The organism is Micromonospora sp. NPDC004336, from assembly GCF_053602615.1.
Genome location: NZ_JBSGDY010000031.1, coordinates 21,976 through 46,739, shown reverse-complemented (window position 1 = coordinate 46,739; position 24,764 = coordinate 21,976). Strand labels below are relative to the sequence as shown.

Annotated in this window: 14 protein-coding genes, 1 tRNA gene and 1 pseudogene; 8 read left to right on the top strand and 8 right to left on the bottom strand. The window is 71.2% G+C overall.

What is annotated here, in order from left to right; genetic code table 11:
* From ACWENR_RS09850 to ACWENR_RS09840, 3 genes are all read right to left on the bottom strand, one after another.
* Nucleotides 1-273: DUF4194 domain-containing protein (locus tag ACWENR_RS09850; protein ID WP_452276628.1), on the bottom strand; the 273-nt coding region annotated here is incomplete at its 3' end.
* Nucleotides 248-1,714: a DUF3375 domain-containing protein gene (locus ACWENR_RS09845; RefSeq protein ID WP_452276627.1), complete on the bottom strand. Its 1,467-nt coding sequence runs from the start codon at nt 1,712-1,714 to the stop codon at nt 248-250. The genes ACWENR_RS09845 and ACWENR_RS09850, both read right to left, overlap by 26 nt.
* A gap of 255 nt (nt 1,715-1,969) precedes the next feature.
* A complete protein-coding gene (locus tag ACWENR_RS09840) occupies nt 1,970-3,019 on the bottom strand; it encodes a tyrosine-type recombinase/integrase (RefSeq protein WP_452276626.1) in 1,050 nt (349 codons plus the stop codon).
* On the opposite strand from ACWENR_RS09840, the gene ACWENR_RS09835 reads away from it, so the two are divergent.
* The 4 genes from ACWENR_RS09835 (at nt 3,018) to ACWENR_RS09820 (ending at nt 14,446) form a co-directional block, all read left to right on the top strand.
* On the top strand, nt 3,018-3,293 hold the full coding sequence (locus tag ACWENR_RS09835) for a hypothetical protein (RefSeq protein ID WP_452276625.1): 276 nt from the start codon (nt 3,018-3,020) through the stop codon (nt 3,291-3,293). The two genes, ACWENR_RS09840 and ACWENR_RS09835, sit on opposite strands and share 2 nt — an antisense overlap.
* A 531-nt stretch (nt 3,294-3,824) precedes the next feature.
* Entirely contained in the window at nt 3,825-7,742 is a 3,918-nt protein-coding gene (locus ACWENR_RS09830) for a hypothetical protein (RefSeq protein WP_452276624.1), read from the top strand.
* A gap of 1,005 nt (nt 7,743-8,747) precedes the next feature.
* Nucleotides 8,748-13,841 (top strand): hypothetical protein, encoded by a 5,094-nt coding sequence (locus ACWENR_RS09825; protein ID WP_452276623.1) that lies wholly within the window; start codon nt 8,748-8,750, stop codon nt 13,839-13,841.
* A 179-nt stretch (nt 13,842-14,020) separates the two neighbouring features.
* Entirely contained in the window at nt 14,021-14,446 is a 426-nt protein-coding gene (locus ACWENR_RS09820) for a hypothetical protein (RefSeq protein ID WP_452276622.1), read from the top strand.
* Nucleotides 14,447-14,653: 207 nt separating this feature from the next.
* On the opposite strand, the gene ACWENR_RS09815 is transcribed toward ACWENR_RS09820, so the two are convergent.
* Together ACWENR_RS09815 and ACWENR_RS09810 are read right to left on the bottom strand one after the other, a co-directional pair.
* Entirely contained in the window at nt 14,654-15,397 is a 744-nt protein-coding gene (locus tag ACWENR_RS09815) for a hypothetical protein (protein ID WP_452276621.1), read from the bottom strand.
* Between the two features lie 319 nt (nt 15,398-15,716).
* Nucleotides 15,717-16,076: a hypothetical protein gene (locus ACWENR_RS09810; protein WP_452276620.1), complete on the bottom strand. Its 360-nt coding sequence runs from the start codon at nt 16,074-16,076 to the stop codon at nt 15,717-15,719.
* Nucleotides 16,077-16,560: 484 nt separating this feature from the next.
* Here ACWENR_RS09810 and ACWENR_RS09805 point away from each other — a divergent pair, with 484 nt between their 5' ends.
* On the top strand, nt 16,561-17,040 hold the full coding sequence (locus ACWENR_RS09805; protein WP_452276619.1) for a hypothetical protein: 480 nt from the start codon (nt 16,561-16,563) through the stop codon (nt 17,038-17,040).
* A gap of 45 nt (nt 17,041-17,085) precedes the next feature.
* Here ACWENR_RS09805 and ACWENR_RS09800 read toward each other — a convergent pair whose 3' ends face one another.
* From ACWENR_RS09800 to ACWENR_RS09790, 3 genes are all read right to left on the bottom strand, one after another.
* Nucleotides 17,086-18,132 carry a tyrosine-type recombinase/integrase gene (locus ACWENR_RS09800; RefSeq protein WP_452276618.1) on the bottom strand — a complete coding sequence of 349 codons (1,047 nt, stop codon included), beginning with the start codon at nt 18,130-18,132 and terminating at the stop codon, nt 17,086-17,088.
* On the bottom strand, nt 18,122-18,466 hold the full coding sequence (locus ACWENR_RS09795; protein WP_452276617.1) for a hypothetical protein: 345 nt from the start codon (nt 18,464-18,466) through the stop codon (nt 18,122-18,124). Before ACWENR_RS09795 ends, ACWENR_RS09800 begins: the two co-directional genes overlap by 11 nt.
* 290 nt (nt 18,467-18,756) lie before the next feature.
* Nucleotides 18,757-18,843 (bottom strand) — tRNA-Leu (locus ACWENR_RS09790).
* 224 nt (nt 18,844-19,067) lie between these two features.
* On the opposite strand from ACWENR_RS09790, the pseudogene ACWENR_RS09785 reads away from it, so the two are divergent.
* The 3 genes and pseudogenes from ACWENR_RS09785 to ACWENR_RS09775 form a co-directional block, all read left to right on the top strand.
* Nucleotides 19,068-19,532 (top strand): annotated as a pseudogene (locus ACWENR_RS09785) (tetratricopeptide repeat protein); the annotation flags it as partial.
* Nucleotides 19,533-21,263: 1,731 nt separating this feature from the next.
* Nucleotides 21,264-21,980, top strand: a complete 717-nt coding sequence (locus tag ACWENR_RS09780) for a fibronectin type III domain-containing protein (protein WP_452276631.1) — start codon at nt 21,264-21,266, stop codon at nt 21,978-21,980.
* A 157-nt stretch (nt 21,981-22,137) separates the two neighbouring features.
* Nucleotides 22,138-24,762, top strand: a complete 2,625-nt coding sequence (locus tag ACWENR_RS09775) for a fibronectin type III domain-containing protein (RefSeq protein ID WP_452276616.1) — start codon at nt 22,138-22,140, stop codon at nt 24,760-24,762.
* Nucleotides 24,763-24,764: the final 2 nt, after the last annotated feature.

Here is a 24,764-nt window from a genome sequence, read left to right as displayed (position 1 = left end):
AGCCACGGCGTGCAGACACCGCGCCACCCTGCCCGTCTCGCCGGTGGAAGTCATGCCACCACGCCGTCCACAACAGACCTTCTCAAACACGCTCTCAGACTCGTCGATGACGACGACCAGCCCGAGCACAGCGACGTAATCACGGACTTGGGGCTGCAGCGCCGCCAAATGCTGCCAGGCCGCCGCATGGGTGTCTCGGTAGACCACACCCTTCATGAGCTGCGTTACCGCCACGGAAAGCGACGGCTCAACCCGTGTGTCCAGCGCGTTCATTCGCTCTCCCCTCCCTCGTCCGGACGAACGTCACCGACGGAGCGGTGACCGTACGGCGGTTGCCCTCGGAATCGGTCCAGGTAATCGACTCGCGGCGTGACTCGTCGAAGACCACCTCGAAGGAGGCGTCATTCAGGGACAGGTAGCCCACCAGCTCGGCGAGCCCGTCCGTCGGTGGGTGAGCGCCGATAATGTCCCGCAGCGACGCCTGAGATGCTCCGCGAAGCACGTCGCGCACTGCCGCGACCAGACGCGTGGGGTCGACATACACCTGCTGGAACAGCGCCGACATGTCAACGTCGACTACAGGGTCGGCGGTGCTGGTGCTGTTGACGGCGTGCCGAGCACGGGGTTGGTACAGCGGCCGCTCCATTGGCAGCACGACCTCGACCCGAGTGTCGTCCAGTGACGTTCTCACCCTCGACGTGTCCACATCTCGTAGCGCGAGTGCGCGTGCCTCAATGCTGCGGAGAACGTCCATGACCCGGCGGTTTTCCAGCCACGCCTGATCGTCAAGGAATCGACGAAGCTGCTCCGACAACAGGCGCACGGTGGCCTGTGTCCGGCCGGCTGCCTCCAGCCAGTCGTACTGCACACGGTTCATGCGTGGGTCTGCATGGCCGATGGCGTCGAGGGCCTGCACCCGTTCCAGCAGATCGGTGAACTCCTCCTGGCGGCGTAGCGAGAGCAGGAAGTCGTAGAACGCGTCGAAGCTGCGGCCCTGATCGGACCCGGAGATGGCCTGCCGACTACCGACGATCTCATCGAGCAGTTCGCCCTTGGATCCCTGCCACGCCGCGATCCGCTCACGCACCCGCCGATCGAGGGCCCGAAAGTTGTCCTCCACCTCCCGCAGATCCCCGAGCAGGCTCCGCGCCGTCGCCACGAACTGCTGATAACGGTCGCGCTGGGCGGCGTCATCAAGCACGGTGAAGTCACCGGCGCGGACCCGAGCGATCTCCGCGTCGACCTCCGCGCGGCGTCGCTGCAGGACCTCAAGGCGTGCGTCAGGATCGGTCTCCGCGCCGAAGGCCATCTGCCGTAGCAGGTCCACGGCGATGTTGAGGCGGGACTCTGTTCCCACGAACTCGCGTGCTTGCAGGCTGCGTACCCATGCCAGCGCGCGCTCCACGGCCGGGGTTGCGTCGAAGTGAACCTCGTCGGAGTCCGGCGGGTAGTACCGGCGTAGCCAGCCCGCGTCTACCCAGTCCCCGAGGTAGGCACGGGCGCTCTTCGGGAACGTCCCCTCGCCGTACTGGTCATTCAGTGCGAACAGCATGTCGTCGAGACGCTCAGCAAGCCGATCCCCCGAGATTGACCTGACGTTGTCATCAACGAACACCCGGCCGAGGAACCGCAGCACCAGCGGTGCATGGTCGGCACGGAGCAGCCGCCAGGCAGGGTCCTGGCGACGCAACCAATCGATCTCGTCGTACTCCACGGGCGTCTTCCCTCTCGGGTTCACTCAGCCGGCGTCAGGCTACCCGCACAGTGCGACGAAACCATCGCACGAAGTGATCAATTGCTGTCGGCGCAAGGCTATGCGGTGAAGCGCCACCACCGATCCACGGAGGACTGCGCTCTGGTGATGGTGTCGCCCAACCCGCAATCCTTAACCTGCAGTGCCGTGCCGTGCTGCGGCGCGGTGGGGAGCCACTCCCCCACCGCGCCGCCTGGGGCAAGCCAGATTGGCCGATCAGGGCAAGATTCCTGTCGCCAGACCGTTGGAGGTCTCGCGCGTCGTGACGAGTGGGTGCGGCTGTCCGGTCATCGCCGACAGGGCGTCAGCGACGTCTTGGAGGTCGGCCTTGATGTAGGTGGTGGTGGAAGGTCCTGGGCTGTCTGTATGCCCGGCGTAGGCGCGGGCTACCCCGTAGCCGAAGTGGCGTTCCACCCAGGTAAGGGTGGTGTGGCGCAGCCAGTGGGTGGACACGCCTTGGGCGGCGACCCACGGCAGGCGCTCGCCGATGCGTTTCCAGAGGTGGTCGTAGCGGCGGCTGCTGATCGGCTGGCCGCTGCGGTAACGCAACAAGCGGTCGGTGGACATCAGGGCGCCGCGGGCGTGGGCGTGCTCGTAGAGATGTTCGGCGAGGTCGAGGCTGATCGGCTGCCACCGCACGGTGCCTTTCTCGGTCAGGCGCACGAGCCCGCTGCGGCGATCCAGGTCAACAAGCCGCACGGCGAGGGCACCGCCGCGCCGGCAGGCACTCTCCGTGTGCAGGCGCAGCAGCAGGGCGTCGAGGATGACATCGTTGCCGCTGGTCCGCGCCACCGCGTTGATCTCCTCCAACTCGTACGGCGTCAAGGCGCGACGCGTGCTCGGGAGGCGGCGGGGCTTGGCGACACGATGGGCAGGACTGGCCGACGCGTCGATCAGACCGTCAGCAACAGCCCGGGAGTAGAAGGCACGAGCAGCGGCGATGACATGCTCGCCAGCGTGCCGACCGTTGCGGCTGTTACGCCGCGACCGCGCCGTAGCGATCATTTCTTGTTTCATCGCCTCGATGTCACTGGCCGCGACGCGGTTCAGGGGCCAATCACCCCACGCGGCGGCCATGCGCTCCCAGTATGTGCCGTAGGTCCGTCTCGCACCCGGGCCCGCCGCCGCGATCACGCGCGGCAGATACTCCGCGACTGTCGACAGCGACACCGGCACGCCGGCGTCGGACTCCAGATCGGCCAAGGTGACGCCAAGGTGGGCCAGGACCTGCCGGGCCGCGGCAACCGTGGCGGGATCAGCAGACATGGTCGCCTCCCGCCACTTCGGCGTGCAGGTCGGCGAGCAGGCGAGCGACAGCGCTGATCGAGTGCACAACGATCAGGTCATGGGCGACAAGAGCGGCCAGCAGTACCGGCTGGCCGGACTCGATCCGGCACATCCGCCGTGCGGAAGCCGGAAGTGGCAGTTGCCCTCGGCTGCCCACCCCGTGCCGACCATCGTTGGCCGAGGCGATGACGAGCACCCCTCGGTGCGGCTGGATGTCGAGGCGGTGTCCCGGCTGCCAGCCCAGCCGTTGTAGGAGGTGCTGCGCGGTCACTCGGCCGCAGCGGGATGGGAGAGCCATCCCCAGCAGAAGCTCAGGAGCAGTGACCGCCGCCGGTATTTGAATTCGGGCGGGTAGTACCGGTATCGGTACTGGGCGGGGACGCGGACGTGCGGGCAGGGCACGCGGAACAAGCGGACGGACAAGCTGCTCACCGCCCGGTCGGGGGGAAGGTCGTGTCATGGCGGTGACAACAAGAGACGACGTCGTGGGCCACGTCGTTCCCGACGGCCGGAAGCGATCGGTGGCCAACGACTCTCTGTGCAGCACCTCTCAGCCCAATGATCGGGCACCCCTTCGAGGCAGTACCTTCCAACTACGGCAAGATCCGCACGGGCCGGGATCGACCTGCGTCCCCGCGCACGGCGGCCATGAGCGGATACGCCGCGGTCCGCGTCGCCCCGAGCGGGGCACGGGCCGGGACCGCAGTCGTGACGCGCACGCAGCGCCGCGGCGGCGACAACATGTTGTCCGGATGCCCTATCTTGAGACGGCAAGGGAGGTCCGATGACCGAGTTGCTGACCGCGACCGATCTGGAGCAGTGGTCGGAGCGCAACGACTCGCGCGAGCACCTGCCGACGCTGGTCCGGCGCCTCATCCTCGCGGTGGCCGCTCCGGAGACACTCCGCATGCCCGCCGCCGAAGCCGTCGGGCTGCCCGGCCTCGATGGCGAGGTCACCAGCCCCTCCGGCGCGCCGCCGTTCGTGCCGCCGGGCCGCTCCGTCTGGGAGCTGGGCACGGGCCGCGATCCCCAGGACAAGGCGCAGCGCGACTACCGAAAGCGGGTCGATGGGTCAACCCGGGACGAGCGCGCAGGCGCCGTCTTCGTGTTCGTGACGAGCCGGCGGTGGCCCGACTCGCAGGACTGGGTCGATCGGCGCACGGAGGACGACGATGGCTGGGCGGACATCCGGGTGCTCGACGCGGAAGACTTTGCTGCGTGGCTCGCGCTGTGCCCTGGAGTACACCGTTGGCTGGCGTCCGAGCAGCTCGGGCGGGACCCGCACGGCGTGATCGGTCTTCGCGACTGGTATCGGAACTGGGCGGAGCGCACCCAGCCGGCCATCCCGACAGCGCTGCTACTGGCGGGCCGCGACGACCAAGTTCGCCGCCTTCGGGACCGGCTCCGCGCCGAGCCATGCGAGCAGGTGGTGGCTTCGGCGAGCCGTGACGAGTCCGTGGCGTTCGTTGCGGCCAGTCTGATGGCGGAGCCGCCGCAGGACGCCACCACGACGCCGCGCCAGACGTCCGAAGGTCCGCCGGTAGACGCGCCCGGCAGGTCGGAGGAACCGGTCAGCGCCGTTGCGGATACGGAGCCGGGCGAGCCCGTCGGACCGTCCACCGCGGAGGAGGGCGACGCCGCAACGGGGCTCGCGCGCGCCACCGGCACGCCGGCCGAACTCGAGGCGCTCCTCGAACGGGCCCTCGTCGTCGAGGACGTGCGGGCATGGCGGCGAGTGGCCGCTCACGAAAGCCCGACGGTGCTCGTGCCTGTGTTCGCCGAGCCTGAGATCGGCGACGCCCTCCGCGTCGGCCACCACGTCGTGCTGCCCCGCGCCGGCCGGCCCGCCGACGACCGGCTCCCACGGCTGCACCGGCACCTCGCACGGGAGGTCTGGATCGCCGCCGGGCTCGACCACGACCGTGCCGACGAGTACGGACGAGCAGCGAGACGGAGCCTGGCATCGCTGCGTCGGCGCATCGGCCGGCCCGGCTGGCTCCGCCAGCCGCCGTGGGCCTCGGACACCACAGCGAACCTGCTCGCTCCGCTGCTGCTCGCCGGTGCCTGGGCCGACGACGTCCAGGGCGACCTAGAAGCGCTGCAGAGCTTGACCGACCGCGGCTGGCGGGCGACTGCCCGGGACCTGAGCACACTGACCTCAGGCGAGGACGCACCGCTGCTCTTAAGAGACCGCCGGTGGGAGTTCGCCGATCCCGTGGACGCATGGGACGCCCTAAACCACGCCCTGACGGCCGAGGATCTCGATGCGTTCCAGTCGCTAGCGCCTGGCGTGCTGGGCGAGAGCGACCCCGCTTCAGGGCTAACCGCACAAGAGCGCATCGCTGCCTCGCTCAGCGAGACCGGCGTGCCGCGCCGACGGTACTCCAGCATGCTTCGCCGCGGGATGGCCACGACCGCGGCGATCCTCGGCGCGGTCGTCGGCGACCGTGAACTTCCCGGCGGTCTCACCGGTCAGCAGCGCGCGTCCCGAGTCGTCCGCGAGTTGCTCCACGGCGCCGACGCCGCGCGCTGGCACGCGGTCGCTGATCTGCTGCCGCTGCTAGCTGAGGCGTCGCCCGAGAACTTCCTCGCGTGCGTCGAGCATTCCCTCGACGAAACCGACCCGCCGGTGATGTCGCTGTTCGCCGAAACGCCCGACGACTTCGGGCTGGGCAGCCACAGCGCCCACTCCCCGCTGCTGTGGGCGCTGGAGAGCCTCGCCTGGTCCCCTGCACTGCTGTCTCGGGTAGCTGTCGTGCTCGGCCGCCTCGCCGACCGGGACCCGGGCCGGCGGCTCGCCAACCGGCCCAGCGCCTCTCTCGCTGCCGCCCTGCACCTGCGCATCCCGCAAGGCGCGGGCGACTCGGCGACGCGTATCGCCGCGCTCGACGCCGTCCGAACCGTCGCGCCGATGGCGGCTTGGCGGCTCGCGCTCGACCTCGTCAGCCACGCCAACCGAGGGATGATTCTGGTCAGCGGCCCGAAGTTCCGAGACTGGCCGCGGCCCCCGCACGCCACCGTCAACGACATCGTCGACGCACTGGACGCCCTGGCCCCACGCATCGCCGATGATGCCGGAGCCGACCCGGACCGGCTCGCCGCCGCCTTCGCTCTCGTCGACCGATTCCGGGAGCCCGGCAGGCTCGCGCTACTCAACGCAGCCGAGACCGCATGGCCCAATCTGCAGGAGGGGGGCCGTCGCACCGTCCTCGCCAGCCTCGCGGAGAGGGTCGCGATGCACCGCCGACACCCGGACGCGGACTGGGCGCTGCCCGACCAAGCCCTCCACCCCCTTGAAGCGTTCCTGGACGCCCACGCCCTCCCGGGGAGCCACCCCGACGACGCCGAGCTGTTCTCATGGCTGCCTTTTCGACGCGGGCTCAACCTCGACCGCGAGGACCCCGATCCGGAGGCGCTCGCGTCCGCGAGGGCCGAAGCGGTCCGACGTTGCCTCAACGACGGGCTCCCAGCGGTCCTTCGCCTGGCCGAGGCGTCCGAACATCCGGCAGCAGTCGGCGACGCCCTGGCTTCAGTAACAACCGACCACGACCCAGCGGCCCTCGAGCATCTCGCGGGCTCGTCGCAGCCCCTGCACGCGATGGCCGCCGGACTGGCCGCGCACCGGCAGCGGGAGGACGCAGGCTGGCTCGCTGCCACAGCAGCCGCCAGCCCCGCGCAGGCCGCAGCGCTGTGCCGGACCGCGGCGATCGACGAAGCGCTGCTGACGCTCGTGGACGGCCTGGAGCCGGACACGCAAGACGAGTTCTGGCGCGACATGCAACCGTTGGGAGTTCCGGACGACCTGACGCCGACCGTCGCGCGGCGCCTGCTCGAGCGCGGCCGGGCCTGGACGGCGATCGAATTGCTCAGCCACGCCGGCTTCGACGCCGACCTCGACCTGGCCATCCAGGCGCTGAAGGCGCCGGCCCTCCCAGCCACCGAAGACATCTCGCGCGCACGGTCGCCGCAGTACACGGTCGGACGGCTGCTCGACCGTCTCGATGAAGCAGGCGCGGACGACAATCTGCTCGCAGACCTCGAGTGGTTCTACCAGCCGCTTCTCGACCACAGCCGCAGGCCGACCGCCCTGCACCGAGAACTCGCCCGCAATCCCGCCCGCTTCGTCGGCCTCGTGTCCTTGATGTACCGGCCGGACCCGGACACCGGCGCGAACTCAGCCGACGAAGAGGCGAGGGACAACGCTGCGTCGTCACAGGCCTTCAGCGCGGCATGGACCATTCTGCGGGAGTGGCGCACGCCGCTCCCAGGCTCCGTCGACGGACAGTTGCCGACCACCGAGGACATGCTGCGATGGGTGGAATCGGTACGCGAGATGCTCACCGCGTCCGGCCGCGCCCGGGTGCTGCCCATCGTTCTGGGCGATGCGCTGTCCGGCGCCGTCACAGACGACGACGGCACGTGGCCCAGCGAGCCAGTCCGGGATGCCCTCGAGATCCTCGGAGACACAAACCTCGACGAGCACCTCGCTGTCGCAAGGATGAACCAGCGCGGCGTCACAAGCCGCGGTGTCTACGACGGCGGAGCGCAGGAGCGCGCGCTCGCCGACCAGTACAGCGCGGCGGCAGACCGGGTACGCGGCCGGTGGCCTCGTTCGGGAGCGCTGCTCGACGGGCTGAGCCGGTCCTACCGCGATGACGCCCGCCGGGAAGACCGCTCGGCTGAGAGCCAGGGCGATCGTTGACGGCTGGTCAGCGCGACTCACGCAACCCCCGTCCGGTCATCCGCCCTACTCCGGTGTCCGAGCCTCAAGGAGTTCCAAGTCGGAGTCATATGAACATCCGCTCATGGGCGAGAAGCAGATGCGGATTGGTTCGCCGAAGTTGGGGAGCCCGTTACGCGGTGTGACCGATCGGGGCTGCAATCGTAGGTCCTCGGGGCAACGCCCTCCTCCGCTGGCCGCGCACGACTGGCGTCTACTCTCGGGCGTGACCGTGACCGTGACGGTGGCGAGTGGGTGAGGTTCGCCGTCATGGCGGCGAGGGCGGTGGCGACGGTGTGCGGGTCGGCTTTGATGTAGGTGGTGGCGGGTCCGCGGCGGTCGGTGTGGCCGGCGTAGGCGCGGGCAACCCCGTAGCCGAAGTGGCGTTCGACCCAGGTGAGAGTGGTGTGCCGCAGCCAGTGGGTTGAGATCCTTGTGCGGCTACCCATGGCAGACGTTCGCCGATGCGGCGGTTCGCGACGCCGTACGGCGACTGCCACCCTCGTCCACCATCACGTACTCACCCATCGGAACGGAGGTGGAGGGCTCCACCAGCCCGGCGAGGACCTCGCGCAACCGATCGTCGTCGACCGGTACCGCCCCGACAAACTCGGTCGACGACGGGTCGGCGGAGAGCGGGCGGGTTTCCGGATCCCCCTCCCCCTCGGTGAGCAGGGCGTGGGATGCGCGGAACGGCGTACGACGGTGACGCCGTCGGCGGGGATGCTGTGGCGCAGCTCGTCGGCAGGCGGGGCCTGCCACGGGTGGCGCACGACCGCCCGGGTGGGCGGCAACCCCGCCCCCGACACCAGGCGGGCCAGCTGCTCCTCCGCCCCGACGGTGGCCCCGGGCACGCCGGGAACAAACAGGGTGCTGCTGTGGCTGCCGTCGGTGAGCAGGCACACGTACGACCGGTGCATCCCGTCGATCTCGACGCTCACCGGGCCGACGGCGGCCGGGTGGGGTGCGGGCCGGTAGCCTCAGGCGATGTCGAGCAGCGAGGCGTCGGACGGGCGGCCGGTGGCGACGGCGTTCATCACGGGCGGTGGCGGCTTCACTTTCGAAGACCGTGTTGGTGCGTGGCTCGCCGCTGCGATGGCCGCTGGCGAGATGCCGCTGGGCCTCGGGGTCGCGGTCCCGGTGGAGGTGCGGTTCCAGGGCAGTGCGTCGGGGTTCTTCCTCGACGACATGGTCGTCACCGGTGACGCGGCCGGTAGGCCGCGGTGGTCGGCGTCGGTGAAGTCGTTCGACATGCTGACCGGAGCCAGGCTGCACACGGAGTTCGTGGAGGCCGCCTGGCGCGACATCCTTGCCGACAGGTTCCGGCGCGCTGCAGACCGGGTCGGTCTGGTGTCAGGGTCTGCGGCGCAGGGCACCTGGGTCGAGCTCGGGGAGCTGATCGGGGAGGCCGCCGCCGACCAGGCTGGCATCGCCTCGCGGATCGGCGTGCCCGGCGCGTTCAACGAGGCGAAGCGCTCCCTGTGGGAGTCGGCGAAGTGTCCGACGGAGCTCGCCGAGCAGCACGGGGTCAACGTCGACTCCTCTCCCGCCCGGCTGCTGGCCTTGCTTCTGCCTCTGCGTCTGGACTTCCTCACCCCTACCTCCCAGGCGATCGCGGACGCGATCCGGTGGTGCCGCGCCGCGCTCGTGCCGCAGCAGGCCGGGAGGGTCATGGACCTGTGGACGGCGCTGCTCGAGGTGATCGCCGACCTGCGGCCCAAAGGCGGGGCAGTCACCTGGCAGCTTCTGGCTGACCGGCTGGGCGGGCAGTTTGCGTTCCAGCTGCGCCCGGATGTCGCTCCCGACTGGGGCCTTCTCACCGCGCACACCATCAACATGACGGCCCGGGTCCGGGACCGGCTCGGCGACGACGTGGTCCTGGTCCGTGAGGACGTGACCGCCGTGCTGGCCGACGCCGGGGCGGTCAGCGTGCTGTCGGGGCCGTCGGGCTGCGGCAAGACCGTGGCGGCCAAGAGGTGGCTGGCCGCCCCGGGCACGCACCGGGCGGTTTGGCTGTCGGCCGCGGACCTCGAGGCCGGCGTCGGCGCGAGACTCGGGCTGACCCGAGGCCTGGAGGAGGTCCTGACGCTTGCCCCCGGAGAGGTCCGCGTCGCCGTTGACGGCCTCGACCGGGTCTATACCGACGAGCCGTTCGCCGCGACGGCCGCCCTGGCACGCCTCGCGGCCGCCACCGGCGGTCGGATCCGGTTGTTGATCACCTCGCAGCAATCGGAGTTCCCCCGAGTGTCGGAGCACTTGGTGCAGGCCAACGGCCCGCAGGCCGCCCCGCTCGTAATGGGGGACCTGTCTGACGCCGACGTCAATCTGGTGTTGCGCGGGCACCCAGACCTGGCCGCGGTGGTCGTCGCCGGTGGGCTCCGTGGTGTCCTGCGACGCCCGAAGGTCCTCGACCTGGTGCTGCGGATGCCCGGGGCTACGGTTGCCGCTATCCGTGACGAGCCGTCGATCGCTGGCTTGTGGTGGCAGCGGCTGGCCGGCGCGGGCCGGAACGGCGCCACCCGCCAGACGTTGCTGCGGCGGATCGCCGTCGAGCAGGCCGACCGTCTGCGGGCCCACACTCCCCTGGACGACCTCCCGGTCGACGCCGTTGGGCTCGTCGACCCGCTGCGCGTCGACGGGATCCTCTCCGAGGTCGACGGCCGGGTCTCCTTCGCCCACGACCTGTTCGACGACTGGACGCTGTTGCATTACCTGCGCTCCCGTGACGACGTCATCGGCGTGATCGCGGAGAAGGCGGCGCTGCCGTCGTGGCACCGAGCGATCCGCCTGTATGCCGCCGGCGTGCTCCGCGAGCACGGTGTCGACCGGTGGGAGGCCGACCGGTCTGCGCTGGACGCCGCCGACCAGCCGCTCGTGGCGGATTTGTACCTCGACGCGGTGTTCTACGCCCACGACGCCGACCGGCTTCTGGGCGAGCTGTGGTCGCGCCTCGCCGCCGACAGCGCTCTGCTGGCACGGCTGCTGCGCAGGTTCCGGTTCTCCGCGACCGTGCCAGACTCCAGTTGGATCACTGTGCTCGCCGACATGCCGGACGTGGCGGTGTACGCCGCCGCGCAGTCGCGGCTGCCGGTGTGGCCGCTGTGGCTTCCGGTCCTGCGCGTCCTGGCGGCGGAGCATGAGACCGCGGTCGCCTCGGCCGCCCCGGAGGTCGCCGCGATCGCCGACCTGTGGCTGCGACGCGCCCCCGACACGTGGCCGGCCCGCGATCAGGCTGCTGTGATCGGCCTGGCGGTCGGACGGCACATCCTCGCGCACACCGACGGCGGAGGCTTTTTCGACGACAGGGTCGAGCCGGTGCTGTGGCGGTGCGTCATCGCCGCCGGCGCGGTCGAACCCGCCGCCGTCGCCACCTTCCTCGACACGCTGCTGCCCCATGTTGACAGCCAGCTCGAGCACAGCGTCCAGGTCAGTGGCCGCCAGCGTCGCGGCCAGACGGGACTCCGTGCAGCCTTGCTGGACGTCGACACCGTGATGCCGTTGCTGCCGGCGTCCGCCCAGATGGCCCGGGACCTGGTGCTGCGGGCAGCCGTCGACTTCGACCGCCATCACCGCCATCACTTCCACCACCGTTTGCGTGACGGCCTCGGCATCGCCAGCGCCCCGCGCTCCTTCGATCCGATCCCCGAGTGCGGGCCGTTCCGCGCGATGCTCATCAACGCCGAACCGCAGGGCGTCGACGTGGTGCTCGCCCTCGTCGAGCACGCAACCATCCATTGGAGACGAACCCGCAACGCCCCGATGTCAGGCGGCCAGGAACCCACGCAGGAGCGGCCGGCGTTCGAGCTGCTCATCGACGGCGCGCCCGTCGCGCTGGTCGGTGACGCCACCGTCCTGGCCTGGAGCCACGGTGGCCACCAGGTGCCGGACATCCTGGCGGCGGCGATGATGGCCCTGGAGGCTCACCTCTACCAGGCCCTCGACGACGGCCGCGACATCACCGCGCTCCTCGTTCAGCTCACCGGAAGCCGATCGGTCGCGATGTGGGGGCTGCTCGCCGATATCGCCCGCCACACTCCTGCACTGCTGGAAGGCCCGCTTGCGCCCCTGGTCACCAGCGCCGACCTGCTCGACCAGGACCAGATGAGCGTGCAGTTGCGCTCCTTCAGGTTGCTCCCGCTCGTCATGGATCCCACCCGAGCGAAGCGAGCCCGCGACTGGCACACCATGGACCACCGCAAGACCCCGCTCCTGGACCTGGTGCGCCTGGGCGCATTCGTCACCGGCCGGCTCAACGAGCAGCTCACTACCGCCCGAGAGCACTGGGCCGCGACAGACGCACGCCGGTGGCGGGTGATGCTCGCCGCGACCGACATCGCGAACTACCACGCCGTCCGCGCCACGGACGGAAAAACCTACCTCGCGTACACCCCGCCGGCGGCCATTGAGGAAGAAGCCCGCGAGATGCGGGACCACCTCGACCGCGATCGCGCCTGGCTGGTGTTCGCCCACACCATGCGCCGCAACATCACTGACCATGTCCGCCCCAGCGACACCGAGCTCGAGGAGCAGTGGGCCACCGTCCAGCCCCAACTCGACGCTCTCGTCCCGGACGCTGAGTCGCCGAGCTCCATCAGCGGTGTGGAGGACCTGCGGTGCGGGTACGCGGCGTGGCTGGTGCTGTGCGCCCGCGACTGGCTGCGGAACCACCCCGACCGCGATGAGTGGTGCCGGGCCGTGCTACTGCGTCCCCTCACCGACCCGACCGCCACGCGATCCCACGCGGACCCCGACAGCCCCTCCGACGATGAATGGGACGTCTTCTGCGCCGAAGCGCTCACCGCCCTGTGGGCCGAGACTCCCGACGATGTCGCCGTGCGCGCGGCCGTCGCGCGGCTGCTCGTTGCCCGTCGCATCACGGTCACCACCGTGATGCGGCTCGCCGCCGCACACCCCCACCTCGCCGACGACCTCCGCCGGCTCGAGTACCTGACGCTGTACTGCGCGCGGCTGTCGATGTGGCACAACGAAATCGACCCCTACTTGGAAGAAGACTTCGACTTCAACACCGACTCGGAGGAAGCCGAAGGACTCGACGTGGACCCGGAGAACGACGAGCCCGGCCGCGGCCCGATCGACGGACTTGCAGAGCTGGAGGCGGCCAGCGAGGCCGCGTTCGACGCCTTCGCCGACGGCAGCCTGCCCGCCGAGGTGCCACGGCTGACGGACTGGATCGCCACCACCCCCACGACCAGATTCCCTAACGGCCACTCCCACATCCTGCGCACCATCGACCTTGGCTACCTCGTCGCCTCCCGCCCGCACTTCACGGCCCTGGCTGATGCGGCAGATGCGCGCACGCGGGCCCGGGCGGTCGAGTTCGCCGCCGACCTCACGACGCTCCTCGTCTCCCGGCTGCCCCCGACCAACGCCGCCTACCGTTTCCCCCGCCACCCCTACGACGACGAACGTCGCGCTCTTGGGCTACTCGCCGATGTCACGATCAGCGCCGGCACCGCACAGGCCCAGACGATCTGGGAGCCGATCCTCACCCTCGGCGCCACCGCCTCCTCCTACGTGGGCAACTACCTCAGCCAGGTCTGGAGCACCGCCTGCACGAGGGACCCGTGGCCAGCAACGTTCCCCGCCCTAGTCGCAGACATGCTCGACTTCGCCACCACCGCCAGCACCTGGCAGGGCCATAGCGACACGGGCGTCCTGGCGCTCGCCGCCGCCGGCCTCGACAAGTGGGGGCATTCGCCGCTCACCGAGCAGCAGATCGCCGCCATCCACGCAGCCGTGCCGGCGTGGTCGACGTGGTTCGGCCAGCACATGGCCCGCAACGACTTCGCCCACGCGGCCGTCCGCTTCTTCCGGGAGCCGGCTGCGACAGTGTTCGTCCACGACGCCGTCAGCTGGCTCGCCGACCGCGAACACTCCTCTGCCCCCACGAGTGAGCGGTTGGATACCGCGGTCACCGAGTTCCTGGTCACCATCTCCACCCGCACCCCTAGCCCGCTGCACGGCACCGGCCCCACCGCAGACAACGGACGGCAAGTCCTCGCCCGCCTCCACAGTCGAGGCAACACCGTGGCCGGCCAACTCCTCAACAGCCTGACCTGACCGCATCCCACCACCGGCCAGCCACATTGGCGTTCGTCCAGGCAAATGCGGACTTACTTTGCTCGACCGCCAGGGGTCCCGCAAAACGCATATGGCCGTCGCGTTGGCGGTGGCTGCCCACGGCGCCGGGGTTCACGGCAGCGACCGCCAGCGCCGACGGGCTGCTCTACGCCACGACGGTGACGCTCACCGCGGACGCCCGGCCCGAAGCGGAGGCCGGCAGGGCTCTGATCCTCGGCCAGTTCGTCGGCAGATCAGGGCGCCGGCCAGGCAAATCCACGAAGATGGCTGGCGTGAAGGCGATCTACCCAGACAACGGCGATGGCGACTGGGAGGCCCACCCGGAGGCCGTGTCCGGCCTGCGCACCGAAGCTGAAGGTGCGGCCGACGCCACGGCGCTCACGCTTGAAGTCGATGGAGAGATGTTCGCCCTCCGCCCAAACGAGTTCGGCGGCACCGACTACACGTGGCTTAGCGGGCCCAACCCCGGCTACGGATTCGGCGTGAGTCCGACCCCGAACCTGTCGCTCGACGAGCACATGGAGAACATCCGCGACTTCCTGGCCATCGTTGACCCCACCACGGGATACATCGAAGACGACTGAGCAGTAGGGCCGTTTGACGTTGCAGTCCACTAAGCGCGCACATCGGCTAGATCCGCACGTCCCGAGGCGCACTGATGTGCCCTAGCTTCATCGCGCGGTTGCGCATCACGTGACGGAGATGTGTCGCGCTGTCGGATCACACTGCTCCCGGAGTTGACACCCACCAAACGCCGACAACTCTCCTCTAGTGGACTGCATCCGCAACGTCTACTCGTCCGACGTGGAATGGCCAACAGGTCGGCCACCCGGTTCCGCGACCCCTTCCGCTGGCCATTGGCGCGGAATGACGATCAGCTTGGAATCGCGTGCAACTCTATCGAAGTTATCTCGGGCAGCTACGAAGTCTTGACTGAAGTCATGTAGATCGATTTTAATCTTGCGCGCTTCTTGCGCGGGCGTTTCCTCGTACAGTCGGAAAACATCAGGCTGCCTCACGTCACGCTCCCCTGCACGAGACATCGCAGAGTAGAGGCGGTCGGCCGCATCGTAGAGCGCCTTTCGAGCTTGCTCAAGTTGCGCATTATCGAAGTCGTGACCTCTATGCCACTTGAGCAAGAAAATTCGCATGCCTTCGAAAGCGGACTCCGGCCACATGGCCCCAGAGAAACTTAGCCTCAAAAAGGCCGTCGGGCCTCCATCAACCGGAAGGGTCTCCGTCAGCTGCCGATATAGTTCCTGGTCTCGCTCCGTAGGTTTCGCGGATAGCTCCTCTAGGCGCTGACGGTAGCGGTTCACCTCCGCTGCAAGTCGTTCCTGCTCACTCTCGGCTTTTTCAAAACGCTCCTTGAGATCAGACTCTTTTGAGGTTCGCAATTCCAACACGACCAACAGAGCGAAAAGCAGCAGCGCACTGACTATCATAAACCAGATGCCATGACTGTTGATCCATCCCTTGACCGACGGGACAGCCAGGATGGTGATTACCGCAATTAAGTCGGCGGCGGTGGCCACTAAAGCTAATACCCTACGCAATTCCACCCCTTGCAGCTACGGCGGAGCGCCATCGCGCCGCCATGCCGGAATTTAACTGCGCCGATCCTACCGGTTGTATTAGCAACCATGCGGCGCGCTGTTCTCGGCCAGATCCGGATACCGGAGCGGTTCGCTCCGATCGCCGATCACCGCACAGCCACCAGGCAGCCGGCGCATCAACAAGGGATAGGACAAGCGACAAGGGGCACCCATCGTCAGCGTACGGCCTCATGCACTCGCAGCACTTGTCGTCGTGGTGCGGCCGCCAGTGGCTGTTGCCCACCAACCTTTGGTCGGGCTACTGCCCGAAGGTGTAGCGCAGGTTCGCGTTGATCAGCTCGTTGAGCCGCTTCCGAAGGTGTCCCAGCAGCGACGGGTCGGGTAGGGGTTCGGCGACCAACAGCGTCCAGCGCAGCTGGGTGCCTTCTCTGCCGTCGGACTGCAGGTCGAAGCGCACCTGGGCATCCGGCCGCTTGGGCCACAGGGATGACCAGATGACCAGGTGTGGGTGCTCGGCGCGCAGGACCTGCGGCGACTGTTCGTCGTCCAGCAACTGCAGCCAGGGACGCGCCAGGTCGCGGTCGGGCTCCGTGAGTGCCTCGAAGACGATGGCCGGTGGGGGCGGCTGACTGCGCGTCCGGCTACCGGCTTCGAGCATGCCCTCAGACTAGAGCCCGCCGGGCTGATCCAACCCGTCGTCTTGCCGCCGGCCAGACCGGGTACTGGCCGGTCCGGCCAATCGAGAGCAAGAGCTGGCATTCTCGGTGTCCATGGAGACGTCGCTCGCCGCAATACCGACGACGCCTTGACGCGGCAGCAGGAGTCGGCGCTCGTGCGGGCGATGCTGGCTCATCAGGTGGGGATCGATCCGGATCGGGTGGGGCCGGTTCTGGATCTCGCTGCGGTCGGTGTGGTCAACAACGCGTGGCGCAACAGCCCGGTGGAGGACTGGCACGCCGGGGACGGGCCGCTCAGCGACGGCGACATGCTCCGCATCAATTCACACACATGTTGGCGGGTACGGCAGATCACCCGGCGTTGGCGCCGTGAGGTGGGCCTGGCGGCAGATGCCGACGCTGGGCGGCTTGACGGCGTCGGCGTGGACGATTGGGACTGGGCTGGCCGTACGGATCTGGCGCTGGTTGATCAACCCGCAGCGCCTGCTCCCAGGTGGCTCGCGGCTCGTCGAGATCGCCGGCGACGACCTCGCAGACTTCAGCGACCACGTCGCGGACGTGTTGGGCGGGTGGGCAGCCGCAGCCGAGGAACGGGGTGGCCGACACGCCGCCTGGCGCGCCGCAGCACACGGTGGGCTGGCGTGCCGCCACTGGTGGGGAACGCCGACCTGGCCCAGCCTGGTCGACGACTTCGTCACCGCCCTTGACGAGCCATCGCATCGGCACTGGGGTCCTGACGACCAGCGGCGTCGACGACTGCGGCCAGAACCTGCGCAGGTGGCGGACCGCAGCGTTTTGTGCACGACCCTTCTGCGCGAGCCGTGGGCCCTCCAGCCGCTGGCAGCCCAGTGGGTTGTCGCGGCGGGCATCGGCTACCTGCAGCCGGATATCCCTCCGTTGCCCACCAGCGCCGACACCAGCACGTCTGCGAGCGGCGTCTCCTGAGGACTGGTTCAACGGCGACTGCCGGGCTATGCGACCCAGCCGCCGTCACCCCTGACATGCTGGCACGGACTGCCCGTCTTGTCCTCTGGCTAGCGGGTGGGGCTGGCCCGTCATGGCGGCGAGAGCGGTGGCGACGGCGTGGAGGTCGGCTTTGATGTAGGTGGTGGTGGCGGGTCCGCGGCGGTCGGTGTGGCCGGCGTAGGCGCGGGCTATCCCATAGCCGAAGTGCCGTTCGACCCAGGTGAGGGTGGTGTGGCGTAGCCAGTGGGTGGAGATGCCCTGCGCGGCGACCCATGGCAGGTGGTCTCCGATGCGTTTCCAGAGGTGGTCGTAGCGGCGGCTGCTGAGAGCTTGGCCGTTGCGGTAGCGCAACAGCCGGTCTGCGGGCAGGACCGCACCCCGAACCTGGGCGTGCTCCTGCAGGCGGACGGCGAGGATCGGGGTGATGGGTTGCCAGCGTAGGGTGCCGCCCTTCTCCGTGAGGCGGACCAATGCGTGTCGGGTGTCCAGGTCGACCAGGCGGAGGGCGAGGGCGCCGCCGCGTCGGCAGGCGGTTTCGGTGTGCAGGCGCAGCAGCAGGGCGTCGAGGATGACGTCGTTGCCGCTGGTACGCGCGACCACGTTGATGTCCTGCAGTTCACCGGGGGTGAGGGCGCGGCGGGGATTGGGCAGCCGGCGTGGTTTGGTGATCCGGTGGGCTGGGCTGTCCGCGGCGGTGAGGTAGCTGTCGGCGATGGCACGGCGGTAGACGGCGCGGGCGGCCGCGATGACGTGCTCCCCGGCGTGGCGGCCCTGCCGGCCGGTGCGTCGGGAGCGGGCGCTGGCGGTGACCTGGCGCATGAGGGCTTCGATGTCGCTGGCGGTCACCTCGTCGAGCCGCAGATGGCCGAGGACGACGGCCATGCGGTTCCAGTAGGTGCCGTAGGTGCGGCGGGTGCCCGGGCTGGCCGCTGCCACGACGAGGGGTAGGTACTCGGCGAGCGTCGGTATGCGACGCGCCGGCTCGGGCTGAGCGGCGAGGTCGGCCGGGGTGAGTCCAAGGTGCGCGAGCATCTGCCGGGCGGTGACGATGCGTGACGGATCAGCCGGCATGAGAAGTGCCTCCGAGGACGGCGGCGTGCCGCTCCGCGAGGAGCCGCGTGATGGTGTTCGAGGGGTGCACGACGAGCAGATCGCGCGCGGGGATCGCGGCCAGCAGCACCGGCCGATGCGCGTGGATGCCGCAGAGTTGCCGGGCCGCGGCGGGCAGGGGAAGTGCCCCGCGGGCGCCGATGGTGTGCTTCCCGTCAGGTCTCGTGGTGGCCAGGAGCAGGCCGTCGGTGACGTCGACATGGAGGCGGTGACCGGACGGCCAGCCCAGCGCCCGCAGCAACGCCCGGGCTGCGACCCGGCCGTCGGGATCCGGGCGGGCCACGTCGAAGAGCATGTCGTCGACCGGTTCCCGCGCAGCTGGCAGGGCTGCGGGCAGCGCCGGCATCGGAGCCGGTGGCGGTGCCGAGCGAGGAAGCGGGGCCGGTATGACCGCACCGATCAACTGCTCTTCGAGGCGTCGGCGGGAAGGTTGCCGGGCGGCCGTCATGGTGACCACCGCAGGCGTTCGCGCGGCCTCAGCGCGTGGAGCTGAGAGCCCTGATCTTCGATGTTTGCACGGCTGCTACGCGGCGCCCTCATCGGGAGCCACCACGGTGGTGAGCTCCCGTGATCTGGCACGAAGAGTGGTGTCCGAGGGGGGACTTGAACCCCCACGCCCTATACGGGCACTAGCACCTCAAGCTAGCGCGTCTGCCATTCCGCCACCCGGACTTACTCGTCCAGCCTACCGTGTCGACCGAGGTGATCAACTCACCGCCCCGGCCGGCCCCGGCGGGCCGCACGGGGAGTTACTGTACACGCCCCGGGTGGATCATGCACATCGGCTTCCGACCGGTGGGTCCGCGCAGGTCGGGACGGCTCCGTGGGTCGTCCATCCGCCGGTAACCGGCGGGCCCGGGTAGCGTTCGGCCGCCCCGACCCGGCAGCATGACCACGTGTCCCAACCCTCTCCCCTGGCCGCCGTTCAGCATCGGGCCCTCGCCCTGCGCGCCGCGGGCGATCTCAACGCCGCCCGTCGGCTACTCGCCGATGCCGTCGGTTCCGCCCGGCCGCCGTACGGCTTGGATCACCCGGACGTGCTGAGCACCGCGCACCTGCTGGCCCGTCTGCACCGCGAGGCGGACGAACCGGGCACCGCCCGCCGGGTGCTGGAGGAGGCGTTCGCCGCCGGCGAGCGGAGCTGGCCACACGGCGACCCGCTGATGCTGGCGCTCTCCTTCGAGCTGGCAGCGGTGGCAGACGAACTGGGCAACCGGCACGAGGCCCGCCGCAACTACACCCGCGTCGCCGCACTCGGGCCTGCCGCGCTCGGCGCCGACCACCCGGCGGTACGTACGGCCCGGCAGTATCTCGGCGACGCCGCTCCCGCCCCCCAGCCGGGCGGCCAGCCGAGCATGCCGGCACTGTCCGAACCGACGATGTCACTGTCGGTCCTCTCCACGGCCTGGCGGCCCCACGAGCCGGCCACGGCCGCCAGCCCGCCGCAGCGACCGATCGCCCAGCCGCCGGGCGCGCAGCCGATCCCACCGCACGTCGTCAGCGGCCCGCCTGCCCCGCCGCACGCCCCGCCGGTCCCGCCTCCGCCGGTCGTTCCGCCCCAGCTGGGGGTCCCGGCTCCGCCGCACACCGCGACGTCTCCGTACCCGCCGCAGCAGCCCGCCGCCCCGGCGCCACCAGCGCCGCCGCCTTCCGCCTGGGCACCGCCGGCCCCGCCCGCGGTGCCGGACCTGCCGCATTCCGCCCGCGCCCGGGTCCCGACGCCGCCCGCCCCGCCGCACACCACCGGGGCCGGACCGGCCGGCCCGCCGGACCCTCCGGCACAACAGATCCCGCCGCCACCCGTGGTGCCGCCACCGGTCGTACCGGCGCAGCGCCCCGGCGTCACGGCCGCGTCGTCTCCGTGGGCACCGGCGCCCGGCCAGCCCTCCGCGACCCCGACGCCGCCGCCAGCCCCGCAGGGCCCGTCGCGTCCCGCCACGCCGGCGACGCAGGGCACTGCCGCGCCCACCCCGGCCGGCAGGGCCGCTCCGCCACCACCAGCCCCGCCCGCGGCGGAGTCCCCCGTGTCGTCCTTCCCCGCCGTGCCGACGAGCGAGGCGCCGCCGGCCGCGCCGTCCCCGCCGCGACACGCGGCACCGCCGGCCGCCCCCGTGATGTTCGGCCCGCCCGTGCCGCCGGATGCCTCCGTCCCTCGACACGTGGCGCCGTCCGCCCACCCCGACCCGGCGCAGCCGGCCGGCGCGGCGTCCGCGCCACCGACGCCCGACACCCGTCGCTCCGCGCCGTCGTCGCCCGCCGCCGGGACGTCGTCTCCCGCAATCGCGGCCTCTCCGCCGCCGGCACCCGCCGAGGCGGCCACCTCGCCGACGGCGACCGAGTCGCGCCGGTTCCCCGCGGCGGGCGCGGTCGCTTCCGACCAGCCGGAGACGCCGGAACGGCCGGAGCGGTCCGGTCCCGGGTGGGACAATCCGACGATCCAGGTACGGCAGATCGAGCCCCTGCTCGCCGAGGAGATCGCCCGCGCGGGCGGCACGCCGCAGCCCGACGCGGACAGCGGCGCCCCGCTGAGTCCTGCGCCGCCTGGGACGCCCTCGCCGGCCACCGTCGCGTCGCCGGCGCACGCCGCCCCGGCGTCGCACCCGCTCGCGCCGACCGGATCGGCCGGCACGCCGCCCGAACCCCCGGTCAGCGCACCACCGGTCAGCCCGCCGCCCACGCCACCGGTCAGCGCCCCGCCTGCCAGCGCAGCGACCGGGCCGCCCCGGCCGGTCAGCGCGCCACCGCCCCCGGTCAGCGCCCCACCGGCCCCGCCGGGCTTCCCGGCGCAGGCGGGCTTCCCGGCACAGGCGGGCGGACCCGTGATCCCACCGCCCCCGCCGCTGCCGGTCAGCGCCCCACCGGTGATCCCTCCGCACCCCGTCAGCGGACCGCCCGGCTACCCACCGGTCAGCGCGCCACCGCACCCCGCCAGCGGACCGCCCAGCTATCTACCGGTCAGCGCCCCACCGACCAGCGCGCCGCCGCACCCCGCCAGCGGACCGCCCGGCTACCCGCCGGTCAGCGCGCCGCCGCAGCCCGTCAGCGGGGCGGCCGCGCCGCCGTGGAGCATGACCGCGCCACCGTGGAGCAGCATGACGCCCCCGCAGGCGCCGACCGGGCCGACCACCACCGGCGACGAGCACAACCACCACGGCGCCTACCACCAGGATGTCGTGGGCGGGCCGGAGCCGGCGCAGGGGCAGGAGGGCCACGACCAGGCGCCGGCGCACCCCGACATCGAGACGTTCCCGATGACGGCGTTGCCCCGACACGAGGTGCCCGAGGCGTTCCACCAGAGGCCGGTCGTCCCGCCGCCGCCGGCGGCGTACCCGATGTTCGGAGAGCAGGACGAGCCCCGCCGGAACCCGACGGCGATGATCGTCACCGTGGTGGTCGCGGTCCTGGCGCTCGCGGCGCTGGTCGGGGTGGGCGTGCTGTTGCTGAGCCGGGAGGCCGCGCCGCCGTCGGGGCCCGCCTCGCCGGTGGCCGCGTCGGCCACGACGGGCGCGCCGAGCGCGGACCGGCCGCCGCCGACCGACCTGACGCTGCGGGACGACTCGGCGACGATCACTCTGCGCTGGACGGACCCGACCGGCGGCGGCGTGCCGTTCATGGTCGCCGGCGGGCGGGCCGGGCAGAAGCTGGGCGTGATGGCCACGGTGGACCCGGGCCAGACCAGCTACACGGTCAACGGGCTGAACTCGCGGGTGGACTACTGCTTCACGGTGCTCGCGGTCTATTCGACGGACACGTTCGCCACGTCGGGGCAGGTCTGCACCGAGCGGGAGAACGGCACGCCGGCGACCTGAGGCGCCGGCCGCGCGTGGCGCACACGCTGGGTGTCCACGGCGGGACACTGCGGGTTCCCCCCGTTCCCGGCCGGGCCATATGATGGCACCCGGCTCAGGGGAGGGTCGCCGCCGGACGGGGCGCCACCTGCCAGGACGACACGGGAGGCAGCCGCGAGTGGCCACCATCGACGACGCCGTGACCGCCGGCGCTCCGCGCCCCCGCAACCGCCGGATCCGGGGCGGGCTGGTCACCATCGGCACGGTGGCCGCGCTGCTGGCCGCCATGGGGCTGACGGTCCTGGGTCTCGGCGCGGCGGACAACGCGGTGGCGAGCCACGACGCGAGTTCCTGGCTGTGGAGCGCCGCGCGCAGCGAGCTGGCCCGGGTCAACGGGGTCACCGCGCGCGTCGACACCCGCGTCGGCGTCCCGGGCGCCCGCCGGCACCCGATGCAGGTCACCCAGACCGACCGGCTGCTGATCCTGCGGGACCTGAACACCGGCCAGGTCAGCTCGCTGGACCTGGCCACGTTGCAGATCACCGCGACGACCCGCACCACGCCGGGTCTCGGCGTCAACGTCGCCCTGCACGAGGACGCGGCGTTCGTCGTCGACGCCGTGCAGGGCGTCGTCCGGCAGCTCGACCCGCGATCGTTGACGCCGGTCGGCGAGCCGGTGCGCTACCCGCCGGGCATCACCGGCGGATCGTTCGACGGCGAGGGCCGGCTCTGGATCGCGGTGCCCAGCGAGGGCACCGTCTCGGCGATCACCGCCGCCGAGCTGCCCTCCGCGCCGGTCTCGGCCCCCGCCGGGGCGGGCCTGAGCCCGAAGCAGGTCGAGACGTACGACGTCGCCGACGCCAGCCACGAGCTGGTCGTCTCCACCCTGGACGACGGTGTGGCGGTGCTCGACCGCACGGCCGGCGCGCTGGTCACCGTGCGGCGGGGCGAGGTCAGGCCGACGCCGTTAAAGATGAACGCCCCCGGCGCTCTGCCGGCGCGCACCAGCGGGCCGACGGTGCCGGTGACGGTGCCCGGCGAGCGGCGGGTGCACGTGGTCGGCGACGGCGGCGAGGTGAGCGCGTTCACCGTGCCGGGCGCCGGCGACCGGCTCAGCCCGGCCGTGGCGTGGGCCGGCCGGTTCTACTGCGCCGACGAGGCGTCCGGCACCGTCTACGCGTTCGACGCGGGCGGCCGACTGGTCGACACCATCCGCAGCCGGGGCACCGGGCCGCTGGAGCTGGAGGTGCGGGAGAACCACCTGTTCATCAACGCCCCCGACGCGGCGACCGCCCGGGTGGTGGACGACCGGCACCAGGTGCGCGAGGTCGACAAGTACGCCAACGACGTGCTCGGCGGGGACCCGCCGCCCACTCCCCCACCGCCGCCCCCGCCGAAGAAGCCGAAGGTGGGCAAGCCGGGCGCGCCGCGCAGCGTCACCGCCGCCGCCGGCAACGCGCAGGCGCGGGTGAGCTGGCGGCCGGCCCCGGCCAACGGCGCGGAGATCACCCGGTACGTGGTGGAGGGCGCCGGCCAGCGGGTGCAGGTGGGCGCCAACCAGCGGGCCGTGGAGATCAAGGGCCTGACCAACGGCGAGACGTACCGGTTCTCGGTGCACGCCGTCAACGCCAAGGGCGACGGCCCGGCGCGCACCAGCAACCCGGTGACGCCGACGGCCGCGGTGCCCGACCCGCCGGCCAGCGTCACCGCGCAGGAGCGGCCGGACGGCACGGTGTTGGTGAAGTGGCCGGCGGCGAACGGGCAGGGCAACACCATCGCCAAGTACGTGGTCACGGCCACCTCGGCGGGCACCAACGCCCCGGCCGGCGAGTCCCGCAAGACCGAGCTGGTGGTGCCGGCCGGCGAGCTGGAGTACGGCACCCAGTACGCGTTCACGGTCGTCGCCGTCAACGACCGGGGCGCCGGCTCGGGGGCCTCCCCGGTCAGCAACACCGTCGTGCCGTACGCGGCCCCCGGGCGGCCGGCCGGGCTGCGGGCGAGCACGGTGGCCGACCGGCCGGGCTCCGTGGCGGTGCAGTGGTCGCCGGCGGAGGCCAACGGCCGCCCGGTGACGAAGTACCTGGTGGACGTGGGCGGGCGCAGCAGCGAGGTGACCGACACCCGGGCCACCGTGGACGGGCTGGGCAACGGCCAGAACGTCACCGTGAAGGTGAAGGCGGTCAACGAGGCCGGGCCCGGCCCGGAGGCCACCGCCACCGCCCGCACCGTCGCCGAGCCCCGCGTCACCGTGACCGGCTCGTCGGCGACCGCGACCTCGGCGACCGTGACGTTCACCGTGGACGCCGGCGGCGGCAAGGCGACCTGCTCGCTGAGCACGCCCGGCGAGGCGGCGAAGACCGGGAACTGCTCCGGCATCACGATGACGGGCCTGACGCCCGGCACGAAGTACACCTTCACCGTCACCGCCAGCAACGCCGCCGGCAAGGGCACCGTGAGCCGCGCCCAGGCCACCGACGCCCTCTACGGCATCGCGACCTGCAACAACGGCCCCGACGGCGACCAGCGCACCTACTGCGACAAGGACGTGGACGGCCGCAACGGCAACGAGATCTTCTCCGTGCCCCGGCAGGACAACGACCGGCAGGTCGGCTGGGCCAAGCCCGGCACCCGGCTCAAGGCGTACTGCAAGAAGTCGGGCGAGAACGTCGACTCCTGGATCTACAACAACCAGAAGCAGAGCAGCTGGTGGGTGCAGGTCGAATACTCCGGCCGCAACTACATCCCGTGGGCGTGGCTCAACCTGGAGGGCGGCGACAACATCAACGTCCTGCCCACCTGCTGACC

Coding starts and splice junctions, on each gene's coding strand:
- ACWENR_RS09830 (WP_452276624.1), top strand. CDS start 3,825: ATGACCGAGTTGCTGACCGCGACCGATCTGGAGCAGTGGTCGGAGCGC.
- ACWENR_RS09780 (WP_452276631.1), top strand. CDS start 21,264: ATGACGCCCCCGCAGGCGCCGACCGGGCCGACCACCACCGGCGACGAG.
- ACWENR_RS09810 (WP_452276620.1), bottom strand. CDS start 16,076: ATGCTCGAAGCCGGTAGCCGGACGCGCAGTCAGCCGCCCCCACCGGCC.
- ACWENR_RS09800 (WP_452276618.1), bottom strand. CDS start 18,132: ATGCCGGCTGATCCGTCACGCATCGTCACCGCCCGGCAGATGCTCGCG.
- ACWENR_RS09825 (WP_452276623.1), top strand. CDS start 8,748: ATGTCGAGCAGCGAGGCGTCGGACGGGCGGCCGGTGGCGACGGCGTTC.
- ACWENR_RS09795 (WP_452276617.1), bottom strand. CDS start 18,466: ATGCTCTTCGACGTGGCCCGCCCGGATCCCGACGGCCGGGTCGCAGCC.
- ACWENR_RS09835 (WP_452276625.1), top strand. CDS start 3,018: ATGGTCGCCTCCCGCCACTTCGGCGTGCAGGTCGGCGAGCAGGCGAGC.
- ACWENR_RS09840 (WP_452276626.1), bottom strand. CDS start 3,019: ATGTCTGCTGATCCCGCCACGGTTGCCGCGGCCCGGCAGGTCCTGGCC.